Below are 24,213 nucleotides of genomic sequence, written 5' to 3' on the forward strand. Positions count from 1 at the left end.
GTTTCCTCAAGGCACCCTGCAAGATGCCAATCATCATACTTTAGCGAAGCCGGATGTTACCATTAATTCTACTGGTTCCGGATCGCCCATAGTTCCATCTCCAGCCCCGGATACTGCCCCGAGACATGCACCGCGATACCGCCTGAGGTTGTCATCTTGCCCCAATACGGGCTTGCCGCATCAAGCTCAAAATAGACCACGCCCGAGTGATAGGGGATCTGGCGCGGAGCAACCGGCAACGGACGCAAGGTGATCCCGGGCAGGGCCGAGTTTACCAGCTGGCGAATTTCCTCGACCGGGCCGGTCTTGGCTTGGCCTGCGAAATGACGGCGCACATCTTCAGCCGGTATGTCGGCCTTGACCGCAAGCACGAAGCCCGAATTGCCGATCAGCTTGCGATCTGCGATCACGCCGACGCTGATGCCGTATTTCCGCGCCTCCAGCGGAATCGACACCGCCGTTTGTTCCAGAACCGAGCTAAGGTACTGACGCAGAGTGCGGATGACCGGGGCAAACGACTCGGTCAGTTTATCATGCTGATAAGCCGGGAATTGCGTTGCTTCCTTTTCTGCGCTCATGAATGTGGCCAGCTCGCCGGCCAGTGCGGCGCAGACGCGATAGGCAAGCTCGGGGTGCACATTCTCGATATTGGCAAAATGGCGGATGACCGGCAGGTTGCGGTTGATCACCATCAACAGCAAAAAGTCCGAAATCTCAGCAGCGCCCTTTGCGGGTCCGCCTTCGGACAATCGGCCAGCAAGGGCCTGCATCCGGTGCGACAGCATCCCTTCCAATTCGTTCATGAAACCGGCCAGCGCCGATGCCGCGCGCACGTCCAGCACCGACGGCATAAAGCCCCGATCCAGAATGATCTCTTTGTCAGGGCGCACCTCGATGATCCGCGCGATCGGAATGGCGAGCTTGTCGGCCAGATCATCAACCTCAAGCGCGAATTGCAGCCGCAACTTGCCCACACCCAAGGTCACCGGCTTTTTCTGCTGGCTCATCACATCCGTGATTTCCTGTTCAGCCGGGCGCAAACGGCTGACCGATTGCTCAGCTCCGCTCAGGTCCACTTCGGAGGCACCTTGCCGCCGCTGCGGAACCGTCAGGTAAACGATGCATTCCTTGATCGTTTCGGGCACTTCCAAAGCGGGGGGATGATCGTCTGCCTGCGGCACCCGAAACACCTGCCCGTCCGGTGTCAGACCGGAACAGGATTTCAGCGCAAACTGCCCGACCTTCAGAACCTCGTCATCAATCTCAAGCGCGCCAAGACCCCATGCATAAGGGGTCACCCGACGTGCCAAACCGGCAACCAGCGACTCGGTATACCGATCCGCCTGCTGAAAGTGATGGGGCTGCAGAAACAACCCTTCGGTCCAAAGCACTTTGCTGTCCCAGGACAATGGCTGCCCTCCCTTGCTCTTGCTGCCCTAAAAGGGCGCTATTTCAGCTTTTCCAGCTGTTCTTTATAGGCACGCGCGAATTCCCGGCTGAAGAGATCGTGAAAATCGTTCTCGGCCTGATCCGAAATTTCTGCGTACATCTTCTCATAAACTTCCCAGTACTGGGCCTTTTTACCTTTGAAAAGTGACCCAAGTTTGCCGGAACCTTCAATTTTGCCCGCAAGGATTTCCGGGTCCAGCCGGGCCAGCACGCCTTTGAGCGCGGCCTCCATCCCCGTGACCATGGCGACCTCGTGAGCTTTGATGTCATTCAACGCCTGTTCCGTCGCCTCTTCCGCGGCCAGATACCCTTTGACGCGCGGCTTAACCAAAGCCTCGATGGCTTGTTCCGCGCTGATCGAAAACTTCAGCGGGTTGTTCCCGCCTGCATTGATCATCGTCTGGTCAATCCGGAACTCGGACTTGATCGAAGTGCGCGTCATCAGGATTTCCCGCAGCCCCGAGATCATGGCCCGCAGCACGCGGCCCATGCGGCCCATCGTTGCTGGCAAATCCGCGTCTTCAATCTGCAGATCGTCAACCTCAAGCGCCTCTAGCAATGCGCGCGCGGCTGCGTGATCAGATCCCGAAGCCGCAACCGGGGTCGGTGTATCCGGCTTGGTCGCTTCTGGCGCAGGGCTTTGCACCGGTTGCGTTCCCGGAGAAGGTTTGGCCACAGGCGCCGGGTCAGGCTTTGTATCCGCCGGTTCGGCAAATGGGTCCGAGCCCGCGCCACCGGATGGCGACAGCAAATCGTCATCCCAATCATCGGGGATCAGGTTTGCCCCACCGCTGGCCTGAGGTGCCGAAAACGCATCCGTGGGCGAAGGATTATGCAGCGGATCGCTCCCTCCCATGTCCTCATGCACATCTTTCGGCTTGGCAAAAAACGGGTCATCATCGTCTAAGGGCGGCAGCAATTCATCCATCGGATCCGGCGTTGATATCTGGCCGGGCCCTTTGGGCGCATCACCCCCAAGCAAATCATCCAGAAAGTCCCCGCCTGGTCCGGCGTCGTCCAGCAAGGCCAAAGGATCAGGCGCGTTTTGCGACTGACCGGGTGACACGCCCGCCTGTTGCATCGGCTGTGGAATCGACTCTTCGAAAGATGGCAGATCAGCTCCGATCTCGACCACCATTTCATACCCACCAGCGGTCAGCACATCGCCATTGTTCAACGGTGTCGGCGTGCGCCCAAGTGCAATCTTGGAATAGTTAAGAAAGGTCCCGTTGGTCGACAAATCCACGATCAGAACATTTCCGTTGTGATCCTCGATCACAAAATGGCTTTTGCTGAGCGTTTTTTCCGGGTCCGGCAGAACTAGGTCGTTGCTTAGGCCGCGCCCAACGGTCAACGAGCCCCCTTTCATCGAAACAGGACGCCCATCACCCGGCACGATGCCGGTGGATTGAAATTTCAGCGTGACCGTCATGTTTGCGTCACTAACCTCCTACGGCAACGGTTAATTCGCCTTTGACGATCGGCCCACCGCAGGCACATGTATCCATGACCCGGGCCGCCGGCAATTTGCCGATCAACACGGTCGCCGACCCTTTGACGATCGGATGCGGGAATGCGGGCGTTGCTAAATCCGTCACACGCGCCGCCGGAAGCTTTGCAACCAGAACTGTCAGGCAGCAAGGCGGCATGATGGGCATCGGCACAGGGGCCGGTGGCGGCGGCGCAGGCGGCGGGGCCGGCAAGGTACAAGCGTGTAAATCGGTCACCCGGGCTTGTGGAAATTTCATGCTTAACCCTCCGTCTCGGAACCGGCATCCTCACGGTCCAGCTTACCGTTCCCACCCCGAGCAATATCGACGCCACGATCAATCAGCAACTGCACATACGCGTCAAAGTCGCCCTCATGGTTGCCCATCGCCACCACGTTCATCGCGAATGCAACGGTTTCCGCTGCGCCGGGTGGCGATGGAATGGATGCCAGTTCGCCGGTTCCCAACGTTCCGTCCGAGTATAACACGCCCATGGCGCAGTTCACCGTCTCATCATCGGGATCGGCGAGCTCTATGGTCGCACCCGCCTTTTCCCGATTTTCCGGGGTCGGGCGGAACACCCATTCTTCGGACGCAGCCAAAGATCGCGTGTTGTTATCCGGCGCCTCGCCAATATAGTCCCGCGCGGCAAGACATGACCACCAAACGCGTTCGCGCGCTGGCAGGGCAACGCCCAGCATCCGCAACATGTCAATGGTGGCGCCTTTTTCGTCCAGTTCCGCCAGCACAACATCCAGCGGAGCACTTGCCGGCGCATCAAGCTTTGTCGCAAGCCGTGCACTGGCATCCACCAACATGCGCGCTGCGGGCACTTGCGGAGTTTTGACCATTCCTGAAAACCGTTCAGTCATCTTTCAATACCCCTAGTTAATCAACGTCAGAGCGCCCTTGAGGGTCAGCATGGCATCACCATTGACGGTCGTCATCGGGCTTTTCGCGTCCAGTTTGGCGTTGGCCTGGACCTTGATCATCGTACTTTTGATCGTGACAGAGGCCGGGTCCAGCTTGATCGAAGAGCCACCGACCTTCAATTCGATGGATTGCATCGCAGTCATGGTGATCTTGCCAGCCTTGGCGTCGACCTGAATGTTGCCCATCTTGACCGTGGTTGTCTTGTTGCCGCTGTTGACATTGGTGGTCATGTTCCCGGTTTTGATGGTTTCGGTATCATTGCCCGTCACAGTCCGTGTCGACTTACCTTCGACGGTTTCCGTCTGATCCGTCTTGATGCTGATCGTCTGGTTGCCCTTTTCGATCGTAAACGTGTGGTCACCTTCTTTGATCGTCTCGTCCACGTTCTTTTTGACCACCTGGCTTAGACACCCGTCGCCACCATTGCCACCCTTGTCCAGCTTGTCGTATCCGATGGTGATGGTCGATTTGTTCTTGACCAGCTTTTCGTGGTCCTTCTGCGCCTGGAACCGCACAAGTTCAGCGTCTTTCTTGTCTTCGAACATCAACTCGTTAAACGTGTCTGCGCTGCCCTTTTTGGAGGATCGGGTTTTGATGCCCGACTGCGTCGCGTTGGCAGGCAGAGCATAGGGCGGCATCGTATCCGCATTATACAGCATCCCGGTACAGATAGGCCGGTCCGGATCACCTTCCTCGAACTGGATTACCACTTCCTGCCCGATCCGCGGTATGCTGACCATACCCCAGTTCTTGCCTGACCATGGTGTCACAACCCGCACCCAGCAAGTGGTCTTTTCATCCTTCTTGCCTTCACGATCCCAATGAAACTGAACCTTGATCCGACCATATTTGTCAGTCCAGATCTCTTCGCCTGATTTTCCGGTCACGATCGCCGTGTGCAGGCCTGAGATTTCGGGCCACGGTACAGTTTTAAGTGACTTGAACGCGGTTTTGGCAGGTTGCGAGTCGAACTCGACCATGAACATCTCATTGCTGTCGTCGGGAAACTCAAGCGCGCCGGTGTCCAGATCCTTGTCGTTCTTTTCGAACCCATACCCTTCGGTGGTCTGTAGGTAATAGGTCGCGCCGGTGATCAGGTAATCCGCATTTTGCGACTTGTCCGGATGGTCGGTCAAAGTGAACTCAGACCCGGTGGCCAGTGACCGGACCGAGGCGCGACCACGACGGCGGTCAAACATCGCGTCATGCGCCGTCAGGCTGACTTTTGAACGCTTTTCCCCGTCCTGGGTCTCCAGGTAATGGCCGGGCGTGTCGTAAAGTTCGAGCTGGTCCTTGAACCCGTGTTTGGCCTTGGTCGAGGTTTTGGACCGCACACCCAGCGCAGCCTTCGGTTTTTCGAAATCGTAGTCGACCAGGGATACAACCCCCGGAACGATGGTCTCGGACATGGCCCATTCGGTTACATAATCGCCAAGGCGCTGTTTGTAATCGTCACCGCTGCGGTATTCGACATTGGCATTCCCCTCGATGGGTTTGTGCGCCGAAGACCCATCGCACAGAACCAGTTTTTCCGGCGAATCGTTCGCTCCGGAATAGTCAAAGAAATAGTAAATGCCTTCTTCCTGCATAAGGCGCGAGATAAAGTCGAAATCGGACTCTCGATACTGAACGCAATAGGTTCGGGGCTCGTAAGTCTCGGTCAGGACTTTCTTGTAATCCGAAAAATCATTCTTGTTACTGAGGATGTCCTCGATGATCTCGACAGCCGTTTGTTCCTGGTAGATCCTGCTGTGTTTCGTGTGTTTCAGCAGCCACAGCCACGGGCGCACTTCGGCCAACAATTGCACATATCCGTCACGAAGCGCCAAACGTTCGATGCGGACAATTGTGCCTGTGAATTTTCGGACGGCGCCATCTTCTGCCGCGACATGAATTGTCATGATCTTTCCCAGGAAACCGTTCAGCGAAACGGATTTGTCTGCCGAGAGAAACTCGACCTGAATTTCGGTAAGTTCGCCGAGTTTTTCCTTAACAATTGCGCGTCGGATGACGATGTCTTCCTGTTTGCCGGAATAAGTTCCGGTGATCCGAAGTGGCCAATCTTTGCTTTGCTGACTTATTGCCATTTACCGTTCCTTCCAAATCTCGCACAAATACCCGTCATAAATCGGCCAACAAGGCCGCCAATCCCGGGTCCATTTTTTTACTCTTCATGTCTTCGTCAATGTCGTTGTGTTGATCGCCAGTTTGGATCCGGGTCGTGACGACGGGATCAACACCCGAGCTGGCCGTTCCAAATGCAAAACTCATCTCCAGCGAGGGGATGCTTGGCGGTGCACCTGGCACTGCATCAGCCGACCACGGCCCCTTGATCTCGGGGCCCGCAACTGAATTGAAAGACCCAAGCCGGATCTCATCGCGCCCCTTGACCGAAATCACCGACATGTAGCCTCGCTGGATCGTTTGTTCATGTTTGGCCAGCGTTATGTTCCGATCCGTACATGGCAGTGCCACCTGATCGCCGAACCTGTCGCGGACGATATGATAGGGCATTTCCCCAAGGCTCATGATCGAACCCAGGTTCATCTGCAGGCCATGCGCCTTGAATGACCGGGCAAGCAATATCGCCACTAAAACAGCCGGATTGGCCCAAAGCATACCGCGCAGACCTTCGGCCTCGGTAAACTCTTCGAACTCAAATTCATAGATCGGCTCGCTTTTCGGACCATAAGGCCGCCGCAGCAAAAACCGTGGGCTGGCAAGCCCCAGATACGCAGCTTCGGGCATCGCGCGCAGGGCGTCCCACGCATTGATCACCTCTTGCGCGCCTTCAGCCTCATCCGTTTCAAGGAAAGTGGGTGCGATGGCACTTATGAACGGGGCACCGGCATGGGCCGCGACACGGGAAATTCGTGCCAGAATATCGGCATGTGTGGGCGTTTCCTCAAAGGTATACAGACCAACAATGGCCGAGAACCCGCCACGCGGGTCGCCCTCTGCCCTGCGGTTCAGCAACTGCGCCAGCCCGGTTTCGGAAAGAACATTCGTCGTTGACAGGTCGACCGCAATTTCATCCGCGGATACGTCAAACAGAGTCACATCCAGCGTTACATCGTCTTCAACGCGTCGTGCAATCAGGTCAAGGCTACGCCACTGGGCTTCGATGGCCTGAAACTCAGGATGGTGCAAAACCATCCGCATTGCCGAGCTGATTGCCTCGTCAATGGCCGCGTTCATGGCTGAAATGTCCGGATCCGGCAGTTGGCGAATATGCGGACCAACCACACGTTTCAGCAAGTCTTCCACTGGCGAAGCCTGCGCCAGCTGAGCGCCCGTGTCCCCGATCAGCTTTTGAAACTCACTGAGATGCACGTCGGTCCGAACGGCGCTGCCCGCAGATGATTTGCGGGGCGGCTGTGTCATTTGGCCATGCGCCTGACCCCAGTCCCTGAGCTGACGAGCTGCATGTTCGGCAGTCGCACCGGCGCTTAACTGACGCTTGAGGTTGCGCAAGCCTTCAAACAGGGCGACCTTCTCAAAAAGCTCATCAGGATGCAGATCGTCGAGTTCGTTTAAACTCACTTCAACACCTGCGCCGTCCTTGCCAATCGGAAGGACCAAGGTGGTCGCAAATCCTTGGATCACATCCTCGATCGTGTCCACATCCAGAGAAATCGCGCGCCGTGCTGCAAGGGACGCTCCGATCTCAAGCTGACCCCGGGCAGAACGCCCGGTGAAGTCGCCAAGGATTGCAATGCGGAACCGATCAGCCATGCCCCTGCCCTTTCAGTTCGGCCACTTCCAGTCGCAGGGCTTTGACCTCTTCGATCAATTGCAGGACATGTGCGTCAACACGTTCGGATTCTGCACGCATGACATCCTGCAAATTCGCGGCTTCTTCTTCGGCCTCTTCTTCCACAGCCGTTTGCATGGTGTTGACCAGCAGGCCGATGAACAGGTTCAGCACCGAAAACGCCGTGATGACGATGAATGGAACAAAGAAAATCCAGGCGGTTGGATGCGTCTCCATCACCGGGCGCACGATGCCCATCGACCAGCTTTCCAGGGTCATCACCTGGAACAAGGTGTACAAAGACCGCCCCAGCGTGCCGAACCATTCCGGAAAGTCCGGTCCGTACATCAGCGTCGCCATGACCGAGAAGACATAGAACACAATCGAGATCATGATGATCACCGCGCCCATGCCCGGCAACGCATTCAGCAAGGCCTGAACCACGGCGCGCATTTGCGGGATAACCGACAGCAATCGCATGGCGCGAATGACCCGCAGCCCCCGCAACGCCGACAGGCCATCGCGATTTGGCAGCAGCCCCAATGCAACCACCACCAGATCAAAGATGTTCCAAGCGTTTTTGAAGAACGCCAATCGATAGGCAAAGAACTTCAACAAAAGCTCGACAACAAAGATGCCGAGAACGATCCGGTCGAATGCCGTCAGAACATGGCCGACACTTTCCCGAACCGCCGGAGACGTGGACAGCCCCAGCGTAATTGCATTGAAGATGATCACGCCGAGGATGGTGTTTGTCACGGCCTTGCGCTCGACAAACGCGCGCACTGCGTCGCGCAGCGTTTCTTGCGTTTCAGACCGTGTTTCCACTGCAACCTCCCTTAAGTTTCAGTCGCTTATCAAATCGCGTCGTTCAGCTTGTCGACGAGCTTGTAGATGCCCTTGACCGACGTGACCGTGTTTTTGGCTTCTTTCATGATGGTCATCTTGTCCAGGTTCTTGACCTTGTCGACAAAGGTGGTGTCATCCACCTTCAGCCCATTTGCCACCATCAGAGACTCCATCTCGGCCAGGAATTTCTGACGCTCTTCCAGCTTGGCCGATACGGCGCTGGCGGTGCGTTTCACCGACATGCATTCGGCACCGATCCGGATCCCGTCCTTCAGCGTTTTCTGCGCCTTGGCCGACTTCATCAGCTTGTCCGCCGTCAAACCCAGCGAATCCACCTTGTGGCGGGTTTTGGTTGTGTGTTCGCGGTAGAACTTACGTTTCTTATCCGCGTCCTTGTTGTAGGAAGACACCGCCTTGATGGTGAAATCCAGCATGTCCTTTGCGACCTTCTTGGGGTCTTTCGGCTTGCCATTTTTGTCGAGGTTGATCTCATCCCCCATGGCCTGCAGTTTATCCGAGAACTTTTTGAACGCCTCCATCGGACGCTTAACCGAAATACCCGAAGTGTCCGTTATGCCCTGACGCTCGGCGGCCTGCATGATCGCGGTGCCACGCAAATCAATATATTTCTGGATCGCGCTGATCAGTTCCTTGCGCAGCTTTTCTTCGCCTTTCAGCTGCTGCTGCAGCTCTTTGCCCAACGAATACAGGTCTTTGGCGATGCGTTTCCAGGCATCGGCATCTGCACCGCTGGATGCAACAAGGCGCGCGGTGTTCAGGCTGATCTTGATCGCGGTATATGTGACCTTCAGCGTGGTTTTGACCCGCGCCTCTTTCAGCAGTTTGTCCTTGTTGGACTCGACCTTGATCTGCTTCTGAATCGCGACCTGCGCTGCGCCTTCTGCCGAATTGAGCGCATTCTTGATCGACATGTTGACGCCCTGGATCAGCTTTTCAGCCTCCGCCTGCGCCTTGGGGCCCGGCGTTTTCATCAAAACGCCGATCTTCTTGTCGAGCTTTACGGACTCTTCCGTAATGATCTTTTCGTAGCGTTCCAGCTCTTTCATGCCGGCCGCTTCGAAACGTTTCAGCGCCGTCGAGGGAACCGGATCAGGTTTCCTCAGCTTGCCGCTGGTCGTGATCTCAAACGAAACATCGACGCGGTATTTCGGGATCTCGATATATTCGAGCTTCGGTTTCTTCCGTATCAGATCGACGACGTAGAACTTGTGTTTTGTAACTGTTGTCTTTGCCATTTGCGCGTTCCTCAGCTGGCATAAATTTCAAATACGATAGGCGGGGTGGCCCGACCTTTTCGGTCAGTCAAACCCATAGGTGAAATCGTTGTCTTTCACGTCGATCACCACCTTTGAGACCTCTTCGCCTTCCATCATCCTTTTCAGGAACTCGGCAGAGATATCGGGCAGCATCGTGTTGGTGACGATCGCGTCGATCATACGGCCACCGCTGTCGAGTTCCTGACACCGGTTGACGATCTCCTCGACCACGGCATCCGTGTATTCGAACGGCACGCCGTGCGCTTGGCTGACGCGTTTCTGAATGCGGCCCAGTTGCAGTTTGGTGATCTCGCCCAGCATATCGGGGCTGAGCGGATAGTAGGGAATCGTTACCAGACGGCCAAGCAATGCGGGCGGGAACACTTTCAGCAGCGGATCGCGCAGCGCCTTGGCCATGCCTTCGGGGTCTGGCATCAGATCAGGGTCAGCGCACATGTCCATGATCATCTCGGTGCCAACATTCGAAGTCAGCAGAATCAGAGTGTTCTTGAAGTCGATTACACGACCTTCGCCATCCTCCATGACCCCTTTGTCAAAGACCTGAAAAAAGATCTCGTGCACATCCGGGTGTGCCTTTTCGACCTCGTCCAGCAGCACCACCGAGTAGGGCTTGCGCCGCACCGCTTCGGTCAGCACACCGCCCTCGCCATAGCCGACATAGCCCGGAGGGGCCCCTTTCAGGCTACTGACCGTGTGTGCCTCTTGGTATTCGGACATGTTGATGGTGATGACATTCTGTTCGCCACCATAGAGAACTTCGGCCAGAGCCAGCGCGGTCTCGGTTTTGCCGACGCCGCTGGTGCCTGCCAGCATGAAGACCCCGATGGGTTTGTTCGGATTGTCCAGCCCTGCCCGGCTGGTCTGAACCCGCTTGGCGATCATTTTCATCGCGTGGTCCTGTCCGATCACACGTTTAGCCAGACGATCTTCAAGGTTCAGGATTGTCTCGATCTCGTCCTTGACCATCCGACCCACGGGAATTCCCGTCCAGTCGCCGACAACACTGGCCACGGCCTGATGATCGACGATGGGCAGGATCAGGGGGCTGTCGCCTTGTACCTCTTCCAGCTCTGCGTTTTTGGCCTTCAACTCGGCCAAAAGCGCCTCGCGATCGATGGGCTGCGCATCCGGCGCTTCTTCGGTCGCGGCTTCGCCTTCGGCAGTGCCGGTGCCTTCGACCTCCTGCCCGCCAGCGCGCAACTTGGCCCGCAGGTCGAGGATTTCTTCGACCACTTTCTTCTCGGCTTCCCAGCGTCCATTGAGTTCGGCCAACCGCGCCTCTTCCGCCTCTTTAGCGGCGTTCACCGCCTCGCGCCGGTCGGCAACGTCATAGCCTGCGGTCTCATCGCGTTCGATGATTTCCAGTTCAGTGGTCAGTGCCTCAATCCGGCGCTGGCTGTCATCCACCTCCGCCGGAACCGCGTGCTGAGACACTGCAACCCGCGCGCAAGCAGTATCCAGCAGGCTGACCGACTTATCCGGCAATTGCCGCGCCGGGATGTAGCGAGCCGACAGAGTTACCGCGGCTTCGATCCCTTCGTCCAGAACCTGCACGCGGTGGTGTTTTTCCAGCATCGAAGCGATGCCGCGCATCATCAGAACCGCCTTGGGAATGTCGGGTTCTTCCACATGCACCACTTGGAAGCGCCGCGTCAGGGCCGGGTCTTTCTCGATATATTTCTTGTATTCGGCCCAAGTCGTCGCCCCGATGGTGCGCAGCGTGCCGCGCGCCAAGGCGGGTTTCAGCAGATTGGCCGCATCGCCGGTTCCGGCGGCACCACCTGCGCCGACCAGAGTATGGGTTTCATCGACAAACATCACGATCGGTGTCGGGCTGGCCTGCACCTCGTCAATCACCTGACGCAGGCGGTTTTCAAATTCACCCTTCATGGACGCACCGGCCTGCAACAAGCCCACATCCAGCACCAGAAGGCGCACATCTTTCAGGGCTGGCGGCACGTCCCCGCGCGCGATGCGCAGGGCAAAACCTTCGACCACGGCGGTTTTGCCCACACCGGCCTCACCGGTCAGGATCGGGTTGTTCTGGCGCCGGCGCATCAGAACGTCGACGATCTGGCGGATTTCCTCGTCCCGACCCACGATGGGGTCAATCTCGCCATTGCGGGCCTGTTCAGTCAGGTCGGTGCAGAACTGTTCCAACGCCTCACCTTTGCCCATCGCGCCGGGCGCCATTGCACCGCTGGCCTCGCCGGGCTCCGCGCCACCACCCACGTTCGAGCCATCCTGCGCGCCTAATGTGTCCTCGGGCGAGCCATCGGTGGCCTCACCAAAGCTGTCAGCCAGATCATCGGCACCTATCTTGGCCAGTTCTGGCGACATGCTGGCCAGAATGTTGCGCAGCGCAGGCGTCTTGAGCATGCCAAGGATAAGATACCCTGTCCGCACCTTGCTGTCGGAATAAAGCAGCGAGCCCCAGACCCAACCGCGCTCCATCGCATCCATCAGATGATCGCTCAGGTCCGAAATCGAGGACGCCCCACGCGGCAGCATGTCCAAGCTGCGCGTCAATTCCGAGGCGATCTTGCCGGGATCAAGATCGTAGTGCTGGATGATGCGGTGGATGTCGCTGTCCTGGCCGTTGAGGATCTGGTGCAGCCAATGCTGAACCTCGACATAAGGATTGCCCCGCATCTTGCAGAACACGGTGGCCCCTTCGATCGCCTGATAGCCCAGCTTGTTCAGCTTGCCAAACAGCGAAACGCGGCTGATTTCCGTCATCTTCAATACCTCTCGTTGGGGGCCATTGCGTCGGCCTCAAATTCTTGTGCCATATAGGCAGGATACAGGATCAGGTCGTCCGCATCGGGACGATCTGCATCAGGGTCATCACGGGTTTTGATCCAACTGGTGTGACCCAGTTGTGTCGTCCCGCCCAGCGAGGCGCGCGGAACTTCGTCACCGGCCAGAACCAGATTGACCTCCCAATCCAGCGTGTCGCCCACATAGGTGCGAACGATCGATTCAAGCCGCTTTTGCGACACGCCGCCAGGCAGCAGGCGTTTGTAATCTTCCAGCGACAAAGGTCCGATGCGGATGCGAAATTTGGCCGACCTGGACCAGACGCGGCTGCCAATGCTTGTCGATTGACCCAGACGCGCGAGCCCGCCCAGTTGCCATGTGTCATCCGGTTCAAGCTCGAGCCAGGAGCCGACAAATTGCTGTAGATGGACGGTCACTCCGAAATAGTCGGACAGGATCGAAATCAGGCCCTCGACCGTCTTCGGGCCCGACCCCAGATGCCCGGCGAAAAACCGGCGCAGCATGTCGGGCATTTCGTCCCTGTCCGAGTAATTCCGACCTTTGAACCCAGCCAATGCTGCGACGCGTTGTTCAAACGGATCATCCCCGCGATCAAAGCTTGGGGCTGGTTCCGCCGCAGACCATGCACGGTAGAGCAGGCTCATCAGCCGATGCGTCAGCATATCTGCGAAGGCAACGAACGTCGGATCGCGATGGTTGCGTTGCCGGTCGCGTGCAAACTCGGTCAGGTGCAGCGGCAGCGGTCCCTGAGGTCCGAAGAACCCGAAGAACAGGTTGTTCAACCGCCCCGGCTGCGTATCCGTAGCGGGTGTGAACCGCGTCAGCGTATTGGGTGGAAAAGCAAGCGAAACGTCCTGACCAAGACGGATCTTGTCTTCGCGGGGCCTGCGCGATTCACCTAGCCTGGGCGCATCCGCATAATGCGCTTCAACAATTCTAAGCGCCTGAAAGACATGATGTCTTTCAGGGTCCGCCGCCAGCGCGGCAAGCAGGTTCAAATGATCCTGCCCAGACCGGCCGCTGGTCGCCATCTGGCAATCTCTCCTCGTTTTTCGGTTTTCAGAACCGTTTCGGTAAAGCTGTTGATCGTCGAGTATTTGCGGAAGAACCGTTCGAGAACGGCACCCAGCACATAGACGCTGGTGCCTTCGTAGAAGCTTTCGTCAAAGCCCAGAGTGATTTCCAGGCCTCGTACCGCGGTGCTGAGCACTTCGTCGCTCATCCGTCGCACAATCGGGCGGCTTGAGACCGAGACGACGCCCTCAAGCTGTTTTTCCGTCACTCGATTGCCAAGCGGGGCATAGATGCCCAGCAGCTCGCGCAGCGCGCCCGCACCACCTTCCGCGCCTTCGCCCGCAACAGACAGATAGTTCAGACTCAGGTGGCTGATCAGCTTCCACGCAGCGTCGCCCTGGGCCAGCGTTGCGTGTGGCCGTGTGGGCGTGACAGGCGTGCGCACGGATTTGACGGGCCCACCGTCCGGCAGGTGAAACACGTCACTGCCCCCCGCTGCAAGCAGCATCGGCAGATCGCGATTGGAACACAGCGCCTCGACAGCCAGTTGATCCAAAGATCCGGGATAGGGTGCTTCGGCCCGGTCGACCAGAGTCAGATACACTTCCGACCCCAGATATGACGTCCGCACACCGCGCAAACGTTCTTTTTCGTTGCGCTGACGCATCCGCCGTTTGACCGTATAATAGGCTGAATGGTTGTCCCCTGCCGCGGTCAGATCCGTATCGCTGTAAAACGGCCTGAATCGAATGTCGCCTTCGTCTTCCGACTGAATGCCGGTCACGCGCTGGATGGAAAATATCTCATAATCCAGACCTGCCGTGCGGTTTGGCACAATGTGATGATGCGTGTCCGTTTGCGTGACGTGGACACGGTCGCATCTGCGTTTGAACAGGTTCACTGCGGGAACGGCGTTCAGGGCAAAAGCCGCTGGAGTGATCGCTGGCGCCACGTCGCTCATGCCTTCGCGTAGCAGGATGTAGATGTCGACATCCTCACCCGCCGCCTGCTGCAGGGCCGGTTTCAGACCCGTCAATTCGACGAACAGAAACCGTTCGGGCATGGCAAAATATTCCTGCAACAGCCGGTACCCGTCAAAGGACTGGCGCGGCGTCGGCAGCAGCGCCTCTTCCGCAGAGAACCCCTTGGGCAGCACATCAGCACCGTCCAGCCGAACCGTCCAATCGGCGCGACGGTCGGTCGACCTGCCGGTCAGACCAACGCATTCGGTGCAAAGCAACTCGTGCAAGGACCAGGCTTTGCCGCTTTGCGTGTCGAGATGCAGAACAAGGCTGTCCATCTCCAGCTCAGCCATCGGCTCGCCATCGGTACGCCGCAGCCGCAACCGAATGCCAGCCCTTGCATCGGTTTCACGCGCAACCCCGGCAGCGACCAGCTCACCGCGCCCGTCAATGTATTCGGCCTCAGACACTTCGACCGGCCAAAGCGTCAGGTCGGCTGAGGTCGTGAATTCGCAAGCTGTCTGCTCACCTTCGGCAAGATGGGCCCGCAAAGACGTTCCACGATGAATGGGATAGCCTTCCTTCAAAGCTGCATTGCCCACATCCGGCTCTAGCTGCGCGATCATCATCGACGGCGTGGGCGCCAGGTAGTGTGGATATACGATCTCAAGCAGGTTCGAGGTGAACGTCGGGAACTGCATTTCCAGTTCCAGTTGCACCCGCGCGGCCAGAAAAGCGCTGCCCTCAAGCAACCGTTCGACATAAGGATCGACAACCTCGATCCCTTCCATGCCCAGGCGCGACGCAATCTTTGGATAGGCGCTTGCGAACTCGGCGCCCATCTCGCGCAGGAAAGCCAATTCTGTTTCGTAATGTTTGAGCAGTCGAGTATCCATGCCGCCTAGCTCCGCTCAATCGCAACTTCGCCAGTGGTCACATCGACCCGGCTGCGCAAATACAGCTCAAGCGGCATTGGCTGTGCCCACATCACGGCCCGAATATCGAACTCGACATGCATCTCGCCCGAACGGGTTTTAGACCGCAAGTCAACCGCAACCGAACCTTTCACGATCCGAGGCTCGAACACTTCGATTGACTCGGAGATCGACTTTTGAATGCGCTGCGCCTGTTGCAAAGATGAAAACGAACCCGAAGTTTCCCGGATGCCGTAGTTCAGCACCGATTTCGAGGCATAGGGATAGGTATCCTCATCAATCAGATCCGACTGGTCCGTTGTGTTCAAAAGCATCGAAAGATCGCGCTGAATAATCTCGCGCAAACGACCGACATCGATCACCCGCGCATCGCGGCCTTCTTTCTTGTCCTCAGGTGCGTTGTCTGTCAGCCGGTCCAGAAGGGAAGGCTGCAGACGTTCCGCAAGCGTCTTCTCAGCCATCTCCCGCCGTTTCCCCGGCCGCAGGCTCCACGTCCAGAACAAGTTCGCGAATGTCGAGCAAGGCGACGTCGGACTGATCCGTGGTCAACAACCGTTGCCCCAGACCAACGAAGGCGCCCGCCCCTGCATCTTGCCAGCTTGTCGCCCGCGCCAGACGTGCAGCATCATCGCCCTGTTCGGTGGTCCCGGCATATCGGGTCGGGATCAACGCCGCCAGTTCACCACCGCTGGCGACCGTCAAGGTGCAAGCCGTCCAAACCGCATCGCGCAGGTCGCTGGGCTCTTCGATATCCAGCCGCACGATCTGCGAGAACGGCAGCCAGAAATAGCGACCGTTCACGATGATTTCCAGAACCGGGCCCAGCCGCATATCCGCGTCTGCAATCCACTCAAAAGCTTCGCCGTTCACAGTCCCCGAGGTCGCGGGCGCTTCTTCAAAAGCCTTGCCACGCAATTCGGCGGCCTGATCAAAATGTCCGCCTGCGGTCAGTTTCTGCGCCTCGATCAGATGCGCCAGCCATTCCTCGGGCTCGCCAAAAATCATGGGTGTTTTCTCACCCGCAAAAACCTTTTCGCGATAGACCTCACAAATGATGGCCTCGCGATAGGTCTTGGCCATCATCGTGGCCTCTTCGTTCATCTCGGCGCTTAACTTCAACTGCGTGATGGCGCGCTTCCAATCGCCCATGACACAGAGCAGTTGAAACAGAAAAATCCGCAGCTTGGCATCCGCGGGATTGGCGCGAACCTTGTCTTGCAACGCCGCCAATGTGGCCGCCAAATCGCCTGATTTGAGATGCTCTTCCGGCGTCATGAAACCCTCGCGCAGTCAGGATAAAAAACAGTAAAGGCTCTGGCGATCATGCCGCCAGAGCCAAATGGTGATACGAAATCAGCTGACGTCGCCGGTTTCCAGGTTCCACAGGAACTCGTTTTCGTCGCTGAGTTTGCCGGTCTTGAAGTCTGCGATCTTGTATTTGATCGAGATACGGCGATACGCGACGGTCCAGTTTTCCGTCGGGATCGACTCTTCGCCACCTTCAACCGAATAGCTGTCGACAATAGCGTCGGTCAGCGTGATGATCAGGTAAGGCTCCATGCCTTTCTTCTCATCATCGCCCGCCCGGCACAGGTGAATGATCATTTCACCGTTGGACTTGCCGGATGCCACGTAGGTCATCAGCTTTGCCGACGCCTTGCTGAGTTCAGTTGACAGGGTCACCTTGCCGAAGTTGGCGTTGGCATAACCACGCTGCGTGGTTCCCATATCCGCCATGTCCAGCGTACGGGCAACTTCCCAAGAGAAAGACTTGATCGCAATCCAGTCGGTATGCTGTTTTTCGCGGGCTTCGCCCGGGAAGTCCATCTTTGCAAATGCATTTTCCATTTTACGTTTCCTCTAGTTTTGGAATTCAGAAGTTTAGGGTTAGGTCTTTCGCGGCAGGCAATGAGTTCACCTGCCACATTTTGTGTGTGAGAGCTTATCCCGCCTTTTCTGACGGCAGCTTCGAGACCAGTCGGAGTGAAACCGACAGCCCTTCCAGCTGGTAATGGGGACGCAGGAAGAACTTGGACGTGTAGTAGCCCGGGTTCCCTTCTACGTCCTCAACCACGACTTCGGCCGAGGCAAGCGGCTTACGCGCTTTTTCCGCTTCGGCAGAGATGTCGGCGTTGAAGTCGACATACTGGTTGATCCAGTCTTGCAGCCAGGATTCCATGTCCTGACGGCTTTTGAACGAACCGACTTTGTCGCGCACCATACACTTGAGGTAATGTGCGAAACGGCAGGTCGCGAACAGGTATGGCAGACGGGCTGCCAGGTTGGCGTTCGCGGTTGCATCCGGATCGTCATATTCGGCCGGGCTGTGCAGGGACTGCGCGCCGATGAAGGTCGCCGAGTCGCTGTTTTTCCGGTGGATCAGAGGCATCATACCGTTCTTGGCCAGTTCCGCCTCGCGCCGGTCCGAGATCGCAATCTCGGTCGGGCACTTCATGTCCACGCCGCCATCGTCGGTCGGGAAGGTGTGGGCCGGCAGACCTTCGACGGTGCCGCCGCTTTCCACGCCGCGAATACGCGAGCACCAACCATATTCCTTGAACGAACGGTTGATGTTCACCGCCATCCCATAGGCTGCGTTGACCCAGTTGTACTTGTCACTGGTCGCACCGCTGGTGTCTTCCTCAAACGCGAAGGCCTCAACAGGTTCCGTTTTGGAGCCATAGGGCAGACGGCCAAGGAAGCGCGGCATTGCCAGACCGACATATTTGGCATCTTCGCTGTCACGCAGCGACCGCCAGGCCGCATATTCCGGCGTCTGGAAGATCTTGGTCAGATCGCGCGGGTTGGCCAGTTCCGACCAGCTGTCCATCTGGAACAGGCTGGGCTTGGCGCCCGTGATCAGCGGCGCATGGGCTGCGGCAGCGATCTTGGACATCTCGCCCAGCAGCTCGATATCCTGCGGGCTGTGGTCAAAGTGATAATCCGCCACCAGCGAACCATAAGGCTCACCACCGAACTGGCCGAATTCTTCTTCGTAGAGCTTTTTGAAGATCGGCGACTGATCCCATGCGGTCCCTTTGAACTTGCGCAGGGTCTTGTGCATGTCCTTTTTCGAGATGTTCATCACGCGGATTTTCAACATCTCGTCGGTTTCGGTGTTGTTCACCAGATAATGCAGACCGCGCCACGCGCTTTCCATCTGCTGGAAGTCTTCGTGGTGCAGGATCAGGTTGACCTGCTCGGTCAGCTTCTTGTCGATCTCGGCGATGATACCTTCGATCGACCGCAGCGCGTCGTCCGAAATCAGTCCGGCATTGGCCAAAGCTTGCTCGGCCAGTGTCTTGACAGCACTTTCAACAGCGGTTTTCGCCTGATCCGACTTGGGACGGAATTCCTTGGTCAGAAGGGCTTCGAAATCTGACGATCCAAAGGATGTTGCGCCTTCTGCGGCTTCGACTTGGGCTTCTTCTTCGGCCATCTCTTATTCCTCCTCGGACGCTTCGTCGCCCGGCTTGGGCTGCGCTGCCAGTGTTTTCAAAAGGCTGGGATCCTGCATGACCTTTGCGATCAGGTCTTCGGCGCCGGTTTTACCGTCCATATATGTCATCAGGTTGGACAGCTGTGTGCGTGCATCCAGCAGCTCTTTCAGCGGCTCGACCTTGGCGGCAATCGCAGCGGGGCTGAAATCATCCATGCTTTCAAAGGTGATATCGACCGCCAGGTTGCCTTCACCGGTCAACGTGTTCGGCACGGTAAACGCCGCGCGCGGAGCCATCGACTTCATCCGGTCGTCGAAATTGTCGACGTCAATCTCAAGGAACTTGCGATCTGCAACCGCGGGCTGTTCCACTTCGGATTTGCCTGCAAGGTCGCTCATGACGCCCATGACAAACGGCAGCTGAACTTTCTTCTCAGCACCATAAAGCTCCACATCGTATTCGATCTGAACCCTCGGTGCCCTGTTACGGGCTATGAATTTTTGTGAACTATCGGCCATCTGATGCTCCTCGATTCATCCATCAGTGTTTCTTTTCAACCCTTTGCCCGGCACCGCCGGACAGGATCAATAATCGTCGTCTTCTTTGAGACCGCCAATCTGGCGGACTTCGTCCAGACCTTCTTTCGCCATATCTTCGATAATCGTCAGAAAATCGGCATTAACAAGGCGCTTTGCCCTTTCCAGTATGATCGGCAGCGGGCTCGAAGGCTCGCACCGCGCATAGTAGTCCATGATACGGTCCAGCATCATGGTCACATCATTGGGCGTATTGATCGCACCCCCACCTGTTGCCCCGGCAGCCGCCGCCTGAGCGGGCGCGGCAGTGGACCCATCGCCATCGTCGGCGCTGTCGGGCTCAACCTCGCCAACATCCGCGTATTTTGCCATCGCCTGCTGAATGGTTTTCAGCGCGGTCATCAAGGGATCAAGATCAGGCCCCTCACCCGGCGTTTTTTCGCTGAACACCGCATCAATCGCAGCAACATGGTCAAGCGCTTGCGACACCGCCTGGGCGTTCTGGGTCAGCACCTCTTCATCCGTGTCCTTGAAGGCAGCCCCAACGCTTGTCGAATCCGGGGCGTCGTCCATATCCGCAGGCATGTTGATCCGGCCTTCTGCCACATCCAGGTGACGCAGACTGATACGTCCAAACGTGCGGCTGTCGGTCAGGGCGGTGCGCCGCAAAGCGCGAACGATCCGATCCGTCGAGGCCAAACCACGCACCGCGTTGATCCGCATCGTGGCGTCCCCATCATCTTCGTCCAGCTCTGGATGACAGGTATCCCAAAAGTCTTCCAACAGTGTTTTCACATATTCAACGGAAGCTGCGAAGGCAGGCAGCCCTTTGGTGTGCAAGACCGCCTCGGCCAGAAAAACGGCGGCGCGCGCATCATGGCTTTTGTCCATGACGACCAGCGCCTTTGATTCGACGTCGCCCCAGTCCTGTTCTTGCGCGGCAACAACCTCGTCGCCCATCTGGCGCTCTTCACCTGGTTGTGCGGCAATCTCCAGGTCGGTGAACTCTGGATCATACTCCATGTTCTCACCACTCGGAGGCTCATCCGCCCTGGGTTCTATATATGCTGTTAGATCCATGTTCTCCCCAATGCCTACTTTTTTCAGCTGCCAGCTTTTGTTTTTTCTTCGTTATCTCAGCTTCTGCAGCTTTGTGTATGAATTAATTCACACGCCTGTGAAGGTGGCAAAACTTCTGCGATTTGTACATCGCTTATGTGCTTAATCAGCCGCACCGGGTCATTAAAGTCAAACCTATTCGCCTCGACCATATTTTCCTGAAAGACGACGGCAGCGCACAATTCATCCCGAGTTTCAGCAACAAAAGCGGGCTTGCCTGCTTTTTCGTCTTTGCTGACGAGACCCGAACCTGCAATGATCATGCAAGCGTCACTCAGATCGCGGGTTTTTGTGGCAACAAACGTGTGTGTCATCTTACCAATTACCAATTGAACTCGTCCAACAGTTGAGCAGGATGACGTAAGGGAACAAGGGGGAAAAAACGATGAGAAATGGCATAATTAGCGTGATTGCGCTGTTATTCTCAGCCTGGGCTGCGCTGGCGGATGAGGGCAAATTATCCATAGAACTGAACAAGTTCGAACCCGGTGAGGAAGGCGGCTGCCGAGCCTTTTTTCTGTTCCGGAATCGCACCGACAACAGCTTTGAAAATTTTGAAATGTCCCTTGCGGTTCTGGATGGAAACGGCGTGATCGATCGCCTGTTGTCTATCGACGCCTCTCCGCTGCCGGTACAGCGCACGGTTTTGAAGCTGTTCGAGATACCGCAAATCGATTGCACCAATATCTCCGAAGTTCTTCTGCATGATCTACCGGCGTGCAAACCGCAGAATGCCGACCCGATTGATTGCTTCCCGCTGTTGACACTGGGCAGCAAAACCGAAGCAAGACTGGCGCAGTAGATCATGCCGGGGATCGAAAATCTGGGCACCGGTGGCCCGATCATCGCCGTACTTGGCTTGTTGTCACTGCTGTCTCTGACCCTCATCGTCGTCAAGATCATTCAACTCGCGCCTGTACGATCCGGGATCGCCACGCGCGACGCAGCCCTCGTTCAGTGGGCCAACGGCGACCGGGCGCCCGCGCAAGCTGCGGTCGCTGCGGGCAAGGCGCCAGCCGACCGGGTATGCGCCTATGCCATGCAGGCCCTGATCGATGGGTTCAAGGGCCCGGCATTGATGGCGGAACTGACGCGGCGCGGGAATCAAGAATTCGCGGCGATGACCACTTGGATCAGAGTGCTTGAGCTGATCGCCATGATCTCGCCCTTGCTGGGTCTGCTTGGGACCGTCACCGGGATGATCCAATCGTTTCAGGAACTGGAATTGGCACAGGGTGCGGCCAACGCATCCGTCCTGGCCGGTGGTATCTGGCAGGCGCTTCTGACAACCGCCGCCGGTTTGCTGGTAGCAATTCCGGCAGCCGTAGGCGCATCGCTTCTGTCCGGTCGGGCCGAGACCGGGGCACAATCCATCGAAGATGCCGTTGGTCGATTGATGGTGATCGAGGAACGCGGCGCGCAGTGATGGGATCGGTCATGTCCAGCGAACTCAGCCTGCGCAGACGTAAACCGGCACGCGCGCTCATATCGCTCGTGCCGATGATTGATGTCATGCTGATCCTTCTGGTCTTTTTCATGGTCACTTCGACCTATCTGAACCTCGACATGATCCCGGCCCTGTCGCGGGCCGATGCCCCGGCGCAGGGCGTATCGAGCACCGAGGCGACAGCCCCTCTTTTGATCCGCGTCGGCGCCGATGGCGCCCCCTATTATCGCGGTCGTGCGCTTCAGGCCGAAGACCTGACCCGCCTTTTGCTAGATCAGATCGAACAGGACCCGGCCACCCAGGTCATTATCCTGCCCACAGGCAGCGCAAATATTCAGGCGCTGGTCACCGTGATGGATCTGGTGACGCGCGCAGGCATCACAAACATGCGCGTGGTCCGGTTGGAGGGCGCGCCATGAGGATCACCCGCCCCGCCCCGCGCAATCAGCCCGAAACGATCATCGCCCTGATCGATGTCGTCTTTTTCCTGCTGGTCTTCTTCATGCTGATCGGGCGCATGGATGCCACCGCCCCGTTCGAGGTCACGCCCCCGGTGGCCCAGACCGGCGCAGACATGCCGGCAGGCGGCATCACCCTGTCCGTCAGCGCGTCTGGCGATTTGGCCCTGGACGGGATCGGTCTGGGCCGCGATGCGGTGCCGGCTCAGATTGAACAAGCGATGAATGAAGACCCCGATGTTCTGATCCGCATCAATGCCCATCACTCAGCAGTTCTGCGCGATATTCTGCCCCTGATCGCGCAGTTCGAAGCTTTGGGCGCGCGTGATGTCGTACTCGTTGTCACTCCGCCCGGGCAGGGCCCCTGATGCGGTCGCCGCTGACATGGGTGATTGCCGGGCTGTGCTCACTTGGTTTGCATGGCGCTGTCGGCGCGGCATTGATCTGGTCCGTAGACCCAGAGCCTGTGAATGACCAGCCGGTCCCCGAAACGCAGATGAAGTTGTCGGCTCATCAGGTCCAGCAGAGCAAAGCGGCAGAGGCGCAGCCAGAGCTTGAAGCCGCCGAGACAGAAAACGCCGAAGGGTCCCGGCTGAGCGCAAACACAATCGCCCGCTCACAAGCGATCGAGACACCGCCGCCCACACAGGAACTGACCGCAGCAGAGCCCGAGGGGCTTGCCGTTGCAGCCGTTGAGCAACCCGGGGCGCAGATCGCCGCAGTTGAGGCCACGGCTCAGATTGCGACAGCCATCAGCGCCAGCCCTCAAACCGTTTCCTCGACACCGGTTGCAGCCGAGAACCTGTCGGTGACTCCTGCCCCCACTCAGGCCGTGGCACTTGCCCGTCCCACAACGCAGGTCGCCATGGCGCTTGAAGCAGAGCCCGTGGCTTTGACCCAAACAGTCCCTGACATCCCGGTTGCCAAAGCGTCAGACGTGTTTTCGGCAGGCGATGGGTCCACCATCGATCCGGTCAGCCTGGCGGCGTTTCAAAGCTTCATGAACCCCGAGAATGCCGGGCAGAGCGCCCAGGACCTGCGCGACGGGATCGACGGGCTGTTGGACCAAGTGCCCTGCGCGCGCCTTCAGGTGCAGTTCCAGCCGGAAACCAACACGCTTGAACTGATCGGGCATATCCCGGAAGACGGGCTGCGTGCCCCTGTGTTGCAGGCTCTGCAGACGCAAATGGGCAACAACATCCGGGTTGCCGACAACCTGCTGATCCTGCCGCGCCCGCAATGCGGCGCGCTGAGCGGGATTGGGAATGTCGGCCTGCCCCAATCCACCGACCAGATCACCAACCCGCTTTTGGTGGGCGAAGACGTCCATGCCCGCGCCTTCAAGTACACGCAGGGGCAACAACTGGTCTTGGAACTGACGGGTGCAGATTATGACGCCTTTATTTATGTCGATTATTTCGATGCCGACGGACAGGTAATCCATCTCAGCCCGAACGACTCGGTGCCGTTGGAATTGGTGCCTGCCAAATCCGCGCTGCGCGTGGGCGCGCAAAATCAGGGCGATCCCGGTCTGTTTATTACAATCGGTCCCCCCTACGGACAGGAAATCGCCGTGGCATTTGCCGCGTCAGAACCTTTGTTCGACGACCCGCGCCCTCTAGTCGAACCGGCAGAACCTTACCTGCAATTCCTCAAAACCCGGGTTGCCGAGGCACGCGCCAGGTCGCAGGATTTCAAGGGAGAGTGGGTTTATTTCTTCATAACCACCGCGGAGCGTTAAGCAGGTT

General features: G+C 57.7%; 23 protein-coding genes. 5 read left to right on the forward strand and 18 right to left on the reverse strand.

The features are described from left to right. Nucleotides 1–68 precede the first annotated feature (68 nt). The 18 genes from tssK to ACR0AG_RS08585 form a co-directional block, all read right to left on the reverse strand. Nucleotides 69–1,409: a type VI secretion system baseplate subunit TssK gene (tssK, locus tag ACR0AG_RS08500; RefSeq protein ID WP_480837864.1), complete on the reverse strand. Its 1,341-nt coding sequence runs from the start codon at nucleotides 1,407–1,409 to the stop codon at nucleotides 69–71. Between the two features lie 38 nt (nucleotides 1,410–1,447). Then, nucleotides 1,448–2,881 (reverse strand): type VI secretion system-associated FHA domain protein TagH, encoded by a 1,434-nt coding sequence (gene tagH, locus ACR0AG_RS08505; protein ID WP_480837865.1) that lies wholly within the window; start codon nucleotides 2,879–2,881, stop codon nucleotides 1,448–1,450. Between the two features lie 10 nt (nucleotides 2,882–2,891). Next, the gene (locus tag ACR0AG_RS08510) at nucleotides 2,892–3,197 is read right to left on the reverse strand and encodes a PAAR domain-containing protein (protein ID WP_480837866.1); all 306 of its coding nucleotides are present in this window, start codon (nucleotides 3,195–3,197) and stop codon (nucleotides 2,892–2,894) included. A gap of 2 nt (nucleotides 3,198–3,199) precedes the next feature. Continuing rightward, the gene (locus ACR0AG_RS08515; protein ID WP_480837867.1) at nucleotides 3,200–3,811 is read right to left on the reverse strand and encodes a DUF6931 family protein; all 612 of its coding nucleotides are present in this window, start codon (nucleotides 3,809–3,811) and stop codon (nucleotides 3,200–3,202) included. A gap of 12 nt (nucleotides 3,812–3,823) precedes the next feature. After that, entirely contained in the window at nucleotides 3,824–5,959 is a 2,136-nt protein-coding gene (locus tag ACR0AG_RS08520) for a type VI secretion system Vgr family protein (RefSeq protein ID WP_480837868.1), read from the reverse strand. A 34-nt stretch (nucleotides 5,960–5,993) separates the two neighbouring features. After that, nucleotides 5,994–7,607, reverse strand: a complete 1,614-nt coding sequence (locus ACR0AG_RS08525) for a type VI secretion system contractile sheath domain-containing protein (protein ID WP_480837869.1) — start codon at nucleotides 7,605–7,607, stop codon at nucleotides 5,994–5,996. Then, nucleotides 7,600–8,454, reverse strand: a complete 855-nt coding sequence (locus tag ACR0AG_RS08530) for an ion transporter (protein ID WP_480837870.1) — start codon at nucleotides 8,452–8,454, stop codon at nucleotides 7,600–7,602. The genes ACR0AG_RS08525 and ACR0AG_RS08530 overlap by 8 nt, the downstream gene beginning before the upstream one ends. Nucleotides 8,455–8,483: 29 nt before the next feature. Then, nucleotides 8,484–9,731 carry a hypothetical protein gene (locus tag ACR0AG_RS08535; protein ID WP_480837871.1) on the reverse strand — a complete coding sequence of 416 codons (1,248 nt, stop codon included), beginning with the start codon at nucleotides 9,729–9,731 and terminating at the stop codon, nucleotides 8,484–8,486. A 63-nt stretch (nucleotides 9,732–9,794) separates the two neighbouring features. Beyond that, complete coding sequence (gene tssH / locus ACR0AG_RS08540) at nucleotides 9,795–12,512, reverse strand: type VI secretion system ATPase TssH (RefSeq protein ID WP_480837872.1); 2,718 nt, start codon at nucleotides 12,510–12,512, stop codon at nucleotides 9,795–9,797. A gap of 2 nt (nucleotides 12,513–12,514) precedes the next feature. Beyond that, complete coding sequence (gene tssG, locus ACR0AG_RS08545; RefSeq protein ID WP_480837873.1) at nucleotides 12,515–13,585, reverse strand: type VI secretion system baseplate subunit TssG; 1,071 nt, start codon at nucleotides 13,583–13,585, stop codon at nucleotides 12,515–12,517. Then, nucleotides 13,549–15,426 carry a type VI secretion system baseplate subunit TssF gene (gene tssF, locus ACR0AG_RS08550; protein WP_480837874.1) on the reverse strand — a complete coding sequence of 626 codons (1,878 nt, stop codon included), beginning with the start codon at nucleotides 15,424–15,426 and terminating at the stop codon, nucleotides 13,549–13,551. Before tssF ends, tssG begins: the two co-directional genes overlap by 37 nt. Nucleotides 15,427–15,431: 5 nt before the next feature. Beyond that, entirely contained in the window at nucleotides 15,432–15,926 is a 495-nt protein-coding gene (gene tssE, locus ACR0AG_RS08555; protein ID WP_480837875.1) for a type VI secretion system baseplate subunit TssE, read from the reverse strand. Beyond that, nucleotides 15,919–16,740 (reverse strand): type VI secretion system accessory protein TagJ, encoded by an 822-nt coding sequence (locus ACR0AG_RS08560; protein WP_480837876.1) that lies wholly within the window; start codon nucleotides 16,738–16,740, stop codon nucleotides 15,919–15,921. Before ACR0AG_RS08560 ends, tssE begins: the two co-directional genes overlap by 8 nt. A gap of 78 nt (nucleotides 16,741–16,818) precedes the next feature. After that, entirely contained in the window at nucleotides 16,819–17,313 is a 495-nt protein-coding gene (locus ACR0AG_RS08565; protein WP_480837877.1) for an Hcp family type VI secretion system effector, read from the reverse strand. Between the two features lie 94 nt (nucleotides 17,314–17,407). Continuing rightward, on the reverse strand, nucleotides 17,408–18,904 hold the full coding sequence (gene tssC / locus ACR0AG_RS08570) for a type VI secretion system contractile sheath large subunit (protein ID WP_170574843.1): 1,497 nt from the start codon (nucleotides 18,902–18,904) through the stop codon (nucleotides 17,408–17,410). A 3-nt stretch (nucleotides 18,905–18,907) separates the two neighbouring features. Next, nucleotides 18,908–19,423: a type VI secretion system contractile sheath small subunit gene (tssB, locus tag ACR0AG_RS08575; protein ID WP_170574844.1), complete on the reverse strand. Its 516-nt coding sequence runs from the start codon at nucleotides 19,421–19,423 to the stop codon at nucleotides 18,908–18,910. Between the two features lie 66 nt (nucleotides 19,424–19,489). After that, nucleotides 19,490–20,521, reverse strand: coding sequence for a type VI secretion system protein TssA (gene tssA / locus ACR0AG_RS08580; RefSeq protein WP_480837878.1), 1,032 nt, complete (start codon nucleotides 20,519–20,521; stop codon nucleotides 19,490–19,492). 56 nt (nucleotides 20,522–20,577) lie between these two features. Further along, the gene (locus tag ACR0AG_RS08585) at nucleotides 20,578–20,823 is read right to left on the reverse strand and encodes a hypothetical protein (protein WP_480837879.1); all 246 of its coding nucleotides are present in this window, start codon (nucleotides 20,821–20,823) and stop codon (nucleotides 20,578–20,580) included. Nucleotides 20,824–20,945: 122 nt separating this feature from the next. Between ACR0AG_RS08585 and ACR0AG_RS08590 the strand changes: the two genes are divergently transcribed. The 5 genes from ACR0AG_RS08590 to ACR0AG_RS08610 are packed head-to-tail and all read left to right on the forward strand — an operon-like array spanning nucleotide 20,946 to nucleotide 24,206. After that, on the forward strand, nucleotides 20,946–21,362 hold the full coding sequence (locus ACR0AG_RS08590) for a hypothetical protein (RefSeq protein ID WP_480837880.1): 417 nt from the start codon (nucleotides 20,946–20,948) through the stop codon (nucleotides 21,360–21,362). Nucleotides 21,363–21,365: 3 nt separating this feature from the next. Continuing rightward, nucleotides 21,366–21,986: a MotA/TolQ/ExbB proton channel family protein gene (locus ACR0AG_RS08595; protein ID WP_480837881.1), complete on the forward strand. Its 621-nt coding sequence runs from the start codon at nucleotides 21,366–21,368 to the stop codon at nucleotides 21,984–21,986. Nucleotides 21,987–21,997: 11 nt separating this feature from the next. Continuing rightward, on the forward strand, nucleotides 21,998–22,426 hold the full coding sequence (locus ACR0AG_RS08600) for an ExbD/TolR family protein (protein ID WP_480837882.1): 429 nt from the start codon (nucleotides 21,998–22,000) through the stop codon (nucleotides 22,424–22,426). Further along, nucleotides 22,423–22,833, forward strand: a complete 411-nt coding sequence (locus ACR0AG_RS08605; protein WP_480837883.1) for an ExbD/TolR family protein — start codon at nucleotides 22,423–22,425, stop codon at nucleotides 22,831–22,833. Before ACR0AG_RS08600 ends, ACR0AG_RS08605 begins: the two co-directional genes overlap by 4 nt. Further along, nucleotides 22,833–24,206, forward strand: coding sequence for a DUF4384 domain-containing protein (locus ACR0AG_RS08610; RefSeq protein ID WP_480837884.1), 1,374 nt, complete (start codon nucleotides 22,833–22,835; stop codon nucleotides 24,204–24,206). Before ACR0AG_RS08605 ends, ACR0AG_RS08610 begins: the two co-directional genes overlap by 1 nt. Nucleotides 24,207–24,213: the final 7 nt, after the last annotated feature.

The sequence above is a fragment of the Ruegeria sp. H6 genome, from assembly GCF_056532975.1.

Excerpts from the sequence above, each read along its gene's own strand:
- ACR0AG_RS08610 (WP_480837884.1), top strand. The coding sequence starts at position 22,833 with ATGCGGTCGCCGCTGACATGGGTGATTGCCGGGCTGTGCTCACTTGGT.
- tssH (WP_480837872.1), bottom strand. The coding sequence starts at position 12,512 with ATGACGGAAATCAGCCGCGTTTCGCTGTTTGGCAAGCTGAACAAGCTG.
- ACR0AG_RS08585 (WP_480837879.1), bottom strand. The coding sequence starts at position 20,823 with ATGATCATTGCAGGTTCGGGTCTCGTCAGCAAAGACGAAAAAGCAGGC.
- tagH (WP_480837865.1), bottom strand. The coding sequence starts at position 2,881 with ATGACGGTCACGCTGAAATTTCAATCCACCGGCATCGTGCCGGGTGAT.
- ACR0AG_RS08560 (WP_480837876.1), bottom strand. The coding sequence starts at position 16,740 with ATGACGCCGGAAGAGCATCTCAAATCAGGCGATTTGGCGGCCACATTG.
- ACR0AG_RS08590 (WP_480837880.1), top strand. The coding sequence starts at position 20,946 with ATGAGAAATGGCATAATTAGCGTGATTGCGCTGTTATTCTCAGCCTGG.
- ACR0AG_RS08510 (WP_480837866.1), bottom strand. The coding sequence starts at position 3,197 with ATGAAATTTCCACAAGCCCGGGTGACCGATTTACACGCTTGTACCTTG.
- ACR0AG_RS08605 (WP_480837883.1), top strand. The coding sequence starts at position 22,423 with ATGAGGATCACCCGCCCCGCCCCGCGCAATCAGCCCGAAACGATCATC.
- ACR0AG_RS08525 (WP_480837869.1), bottom strand. The coding sequence starts at position 7,607 with ATGGCTGATCGGTTCCGCATTGCAATCCTTGGCGACTTCACCGGGCGT.
- tssB (WP_170574844.1), bottom strand. The coding sequence starts at position 19,423 with ATGGCCGATAGTTCACAAAAATTCATAGCCCGTAACAGGGCACCGAGG.
- tssG (WP_480837873.1), bottom strand. The coding sequence starts at position 13,585 with ATGGCGACCAGCGGCCGGTCTGGGCAGGATCATTTGAACCTGCTTGCC.
- tssE (WP_480837875.1), bottom strand. The coding sequence starts at position 15,926 with ATGGCTGAGAAGACGCTTGCGGAACGTCTGCAGCCTTCCCTTCTGGAC.
- ACR0AG_RS08520 (WP_480837868.1), bottom strand. The coding sequence starts at position 5,959 with ATGGCAATAAGTCAGCAAAGCAAAGATTGGCCACTTCGGATCACCGGA.
- ACR0AG_RS08515 (WP_480837867.1), bottom strand. The coding sequence starts at position 3,811 with ATGACTGAACGGTTTTCAGGAATGGTCAAAACTCCGCAAGTGCCCGCA.
- ACR0AG_RS08595 (WP_480837881.1), top strand. The coding sequence starts at position 21,366 with ATGCCGGGGATCGAAAATCTGGGCACCGGTGGCCCGATCATCGCCGTA.
- ACR0AG_RS08535 (WP_480837871.1), bottom strand. The coding sequence starts at position 9,731 with ATGGCAAAGACAACAGTTACAAAACACAAGTTCTACGTCGTCGATCTG.
- tssF (WP_480837874.1), bottom strand. The coding sequence starts at position 15,426 with ATGGATACTCGACTGCTCAAACATTACGAAACAGAATTGGCTTTCCTG.
- tssC (WP_170574843.1), bottom strand. The coding sequence starts at position 18,904 with ATGGCCGAAGAAGAAGCCCAAGTCGAAGCCGCAGAAGGCGCAACATCC.
- tssA (WP_480837878.1), bottom strand. The coding sequence starts at position 20,521 with ATGGATCTAACAGCATATATAGAACCCAGGGCGGATGAGCCTCCGAGT.
- ACR0AG_RS08565 (WP_480837877.1), bottom strand. The coding sequence starts at position 17,313 with ATGGAAAATGCATTTGCAAAGATGGACTTCCCGGGCGAAGCCCGCGAA.
- ACR0AG_RS08600 (WP_480837882.1), top strand. The coding sequence starts at position 21,998 with ATGTCCAGCGAACTCAGCCTGCGCAGACGTAAACCGGCACGCGCGCTC.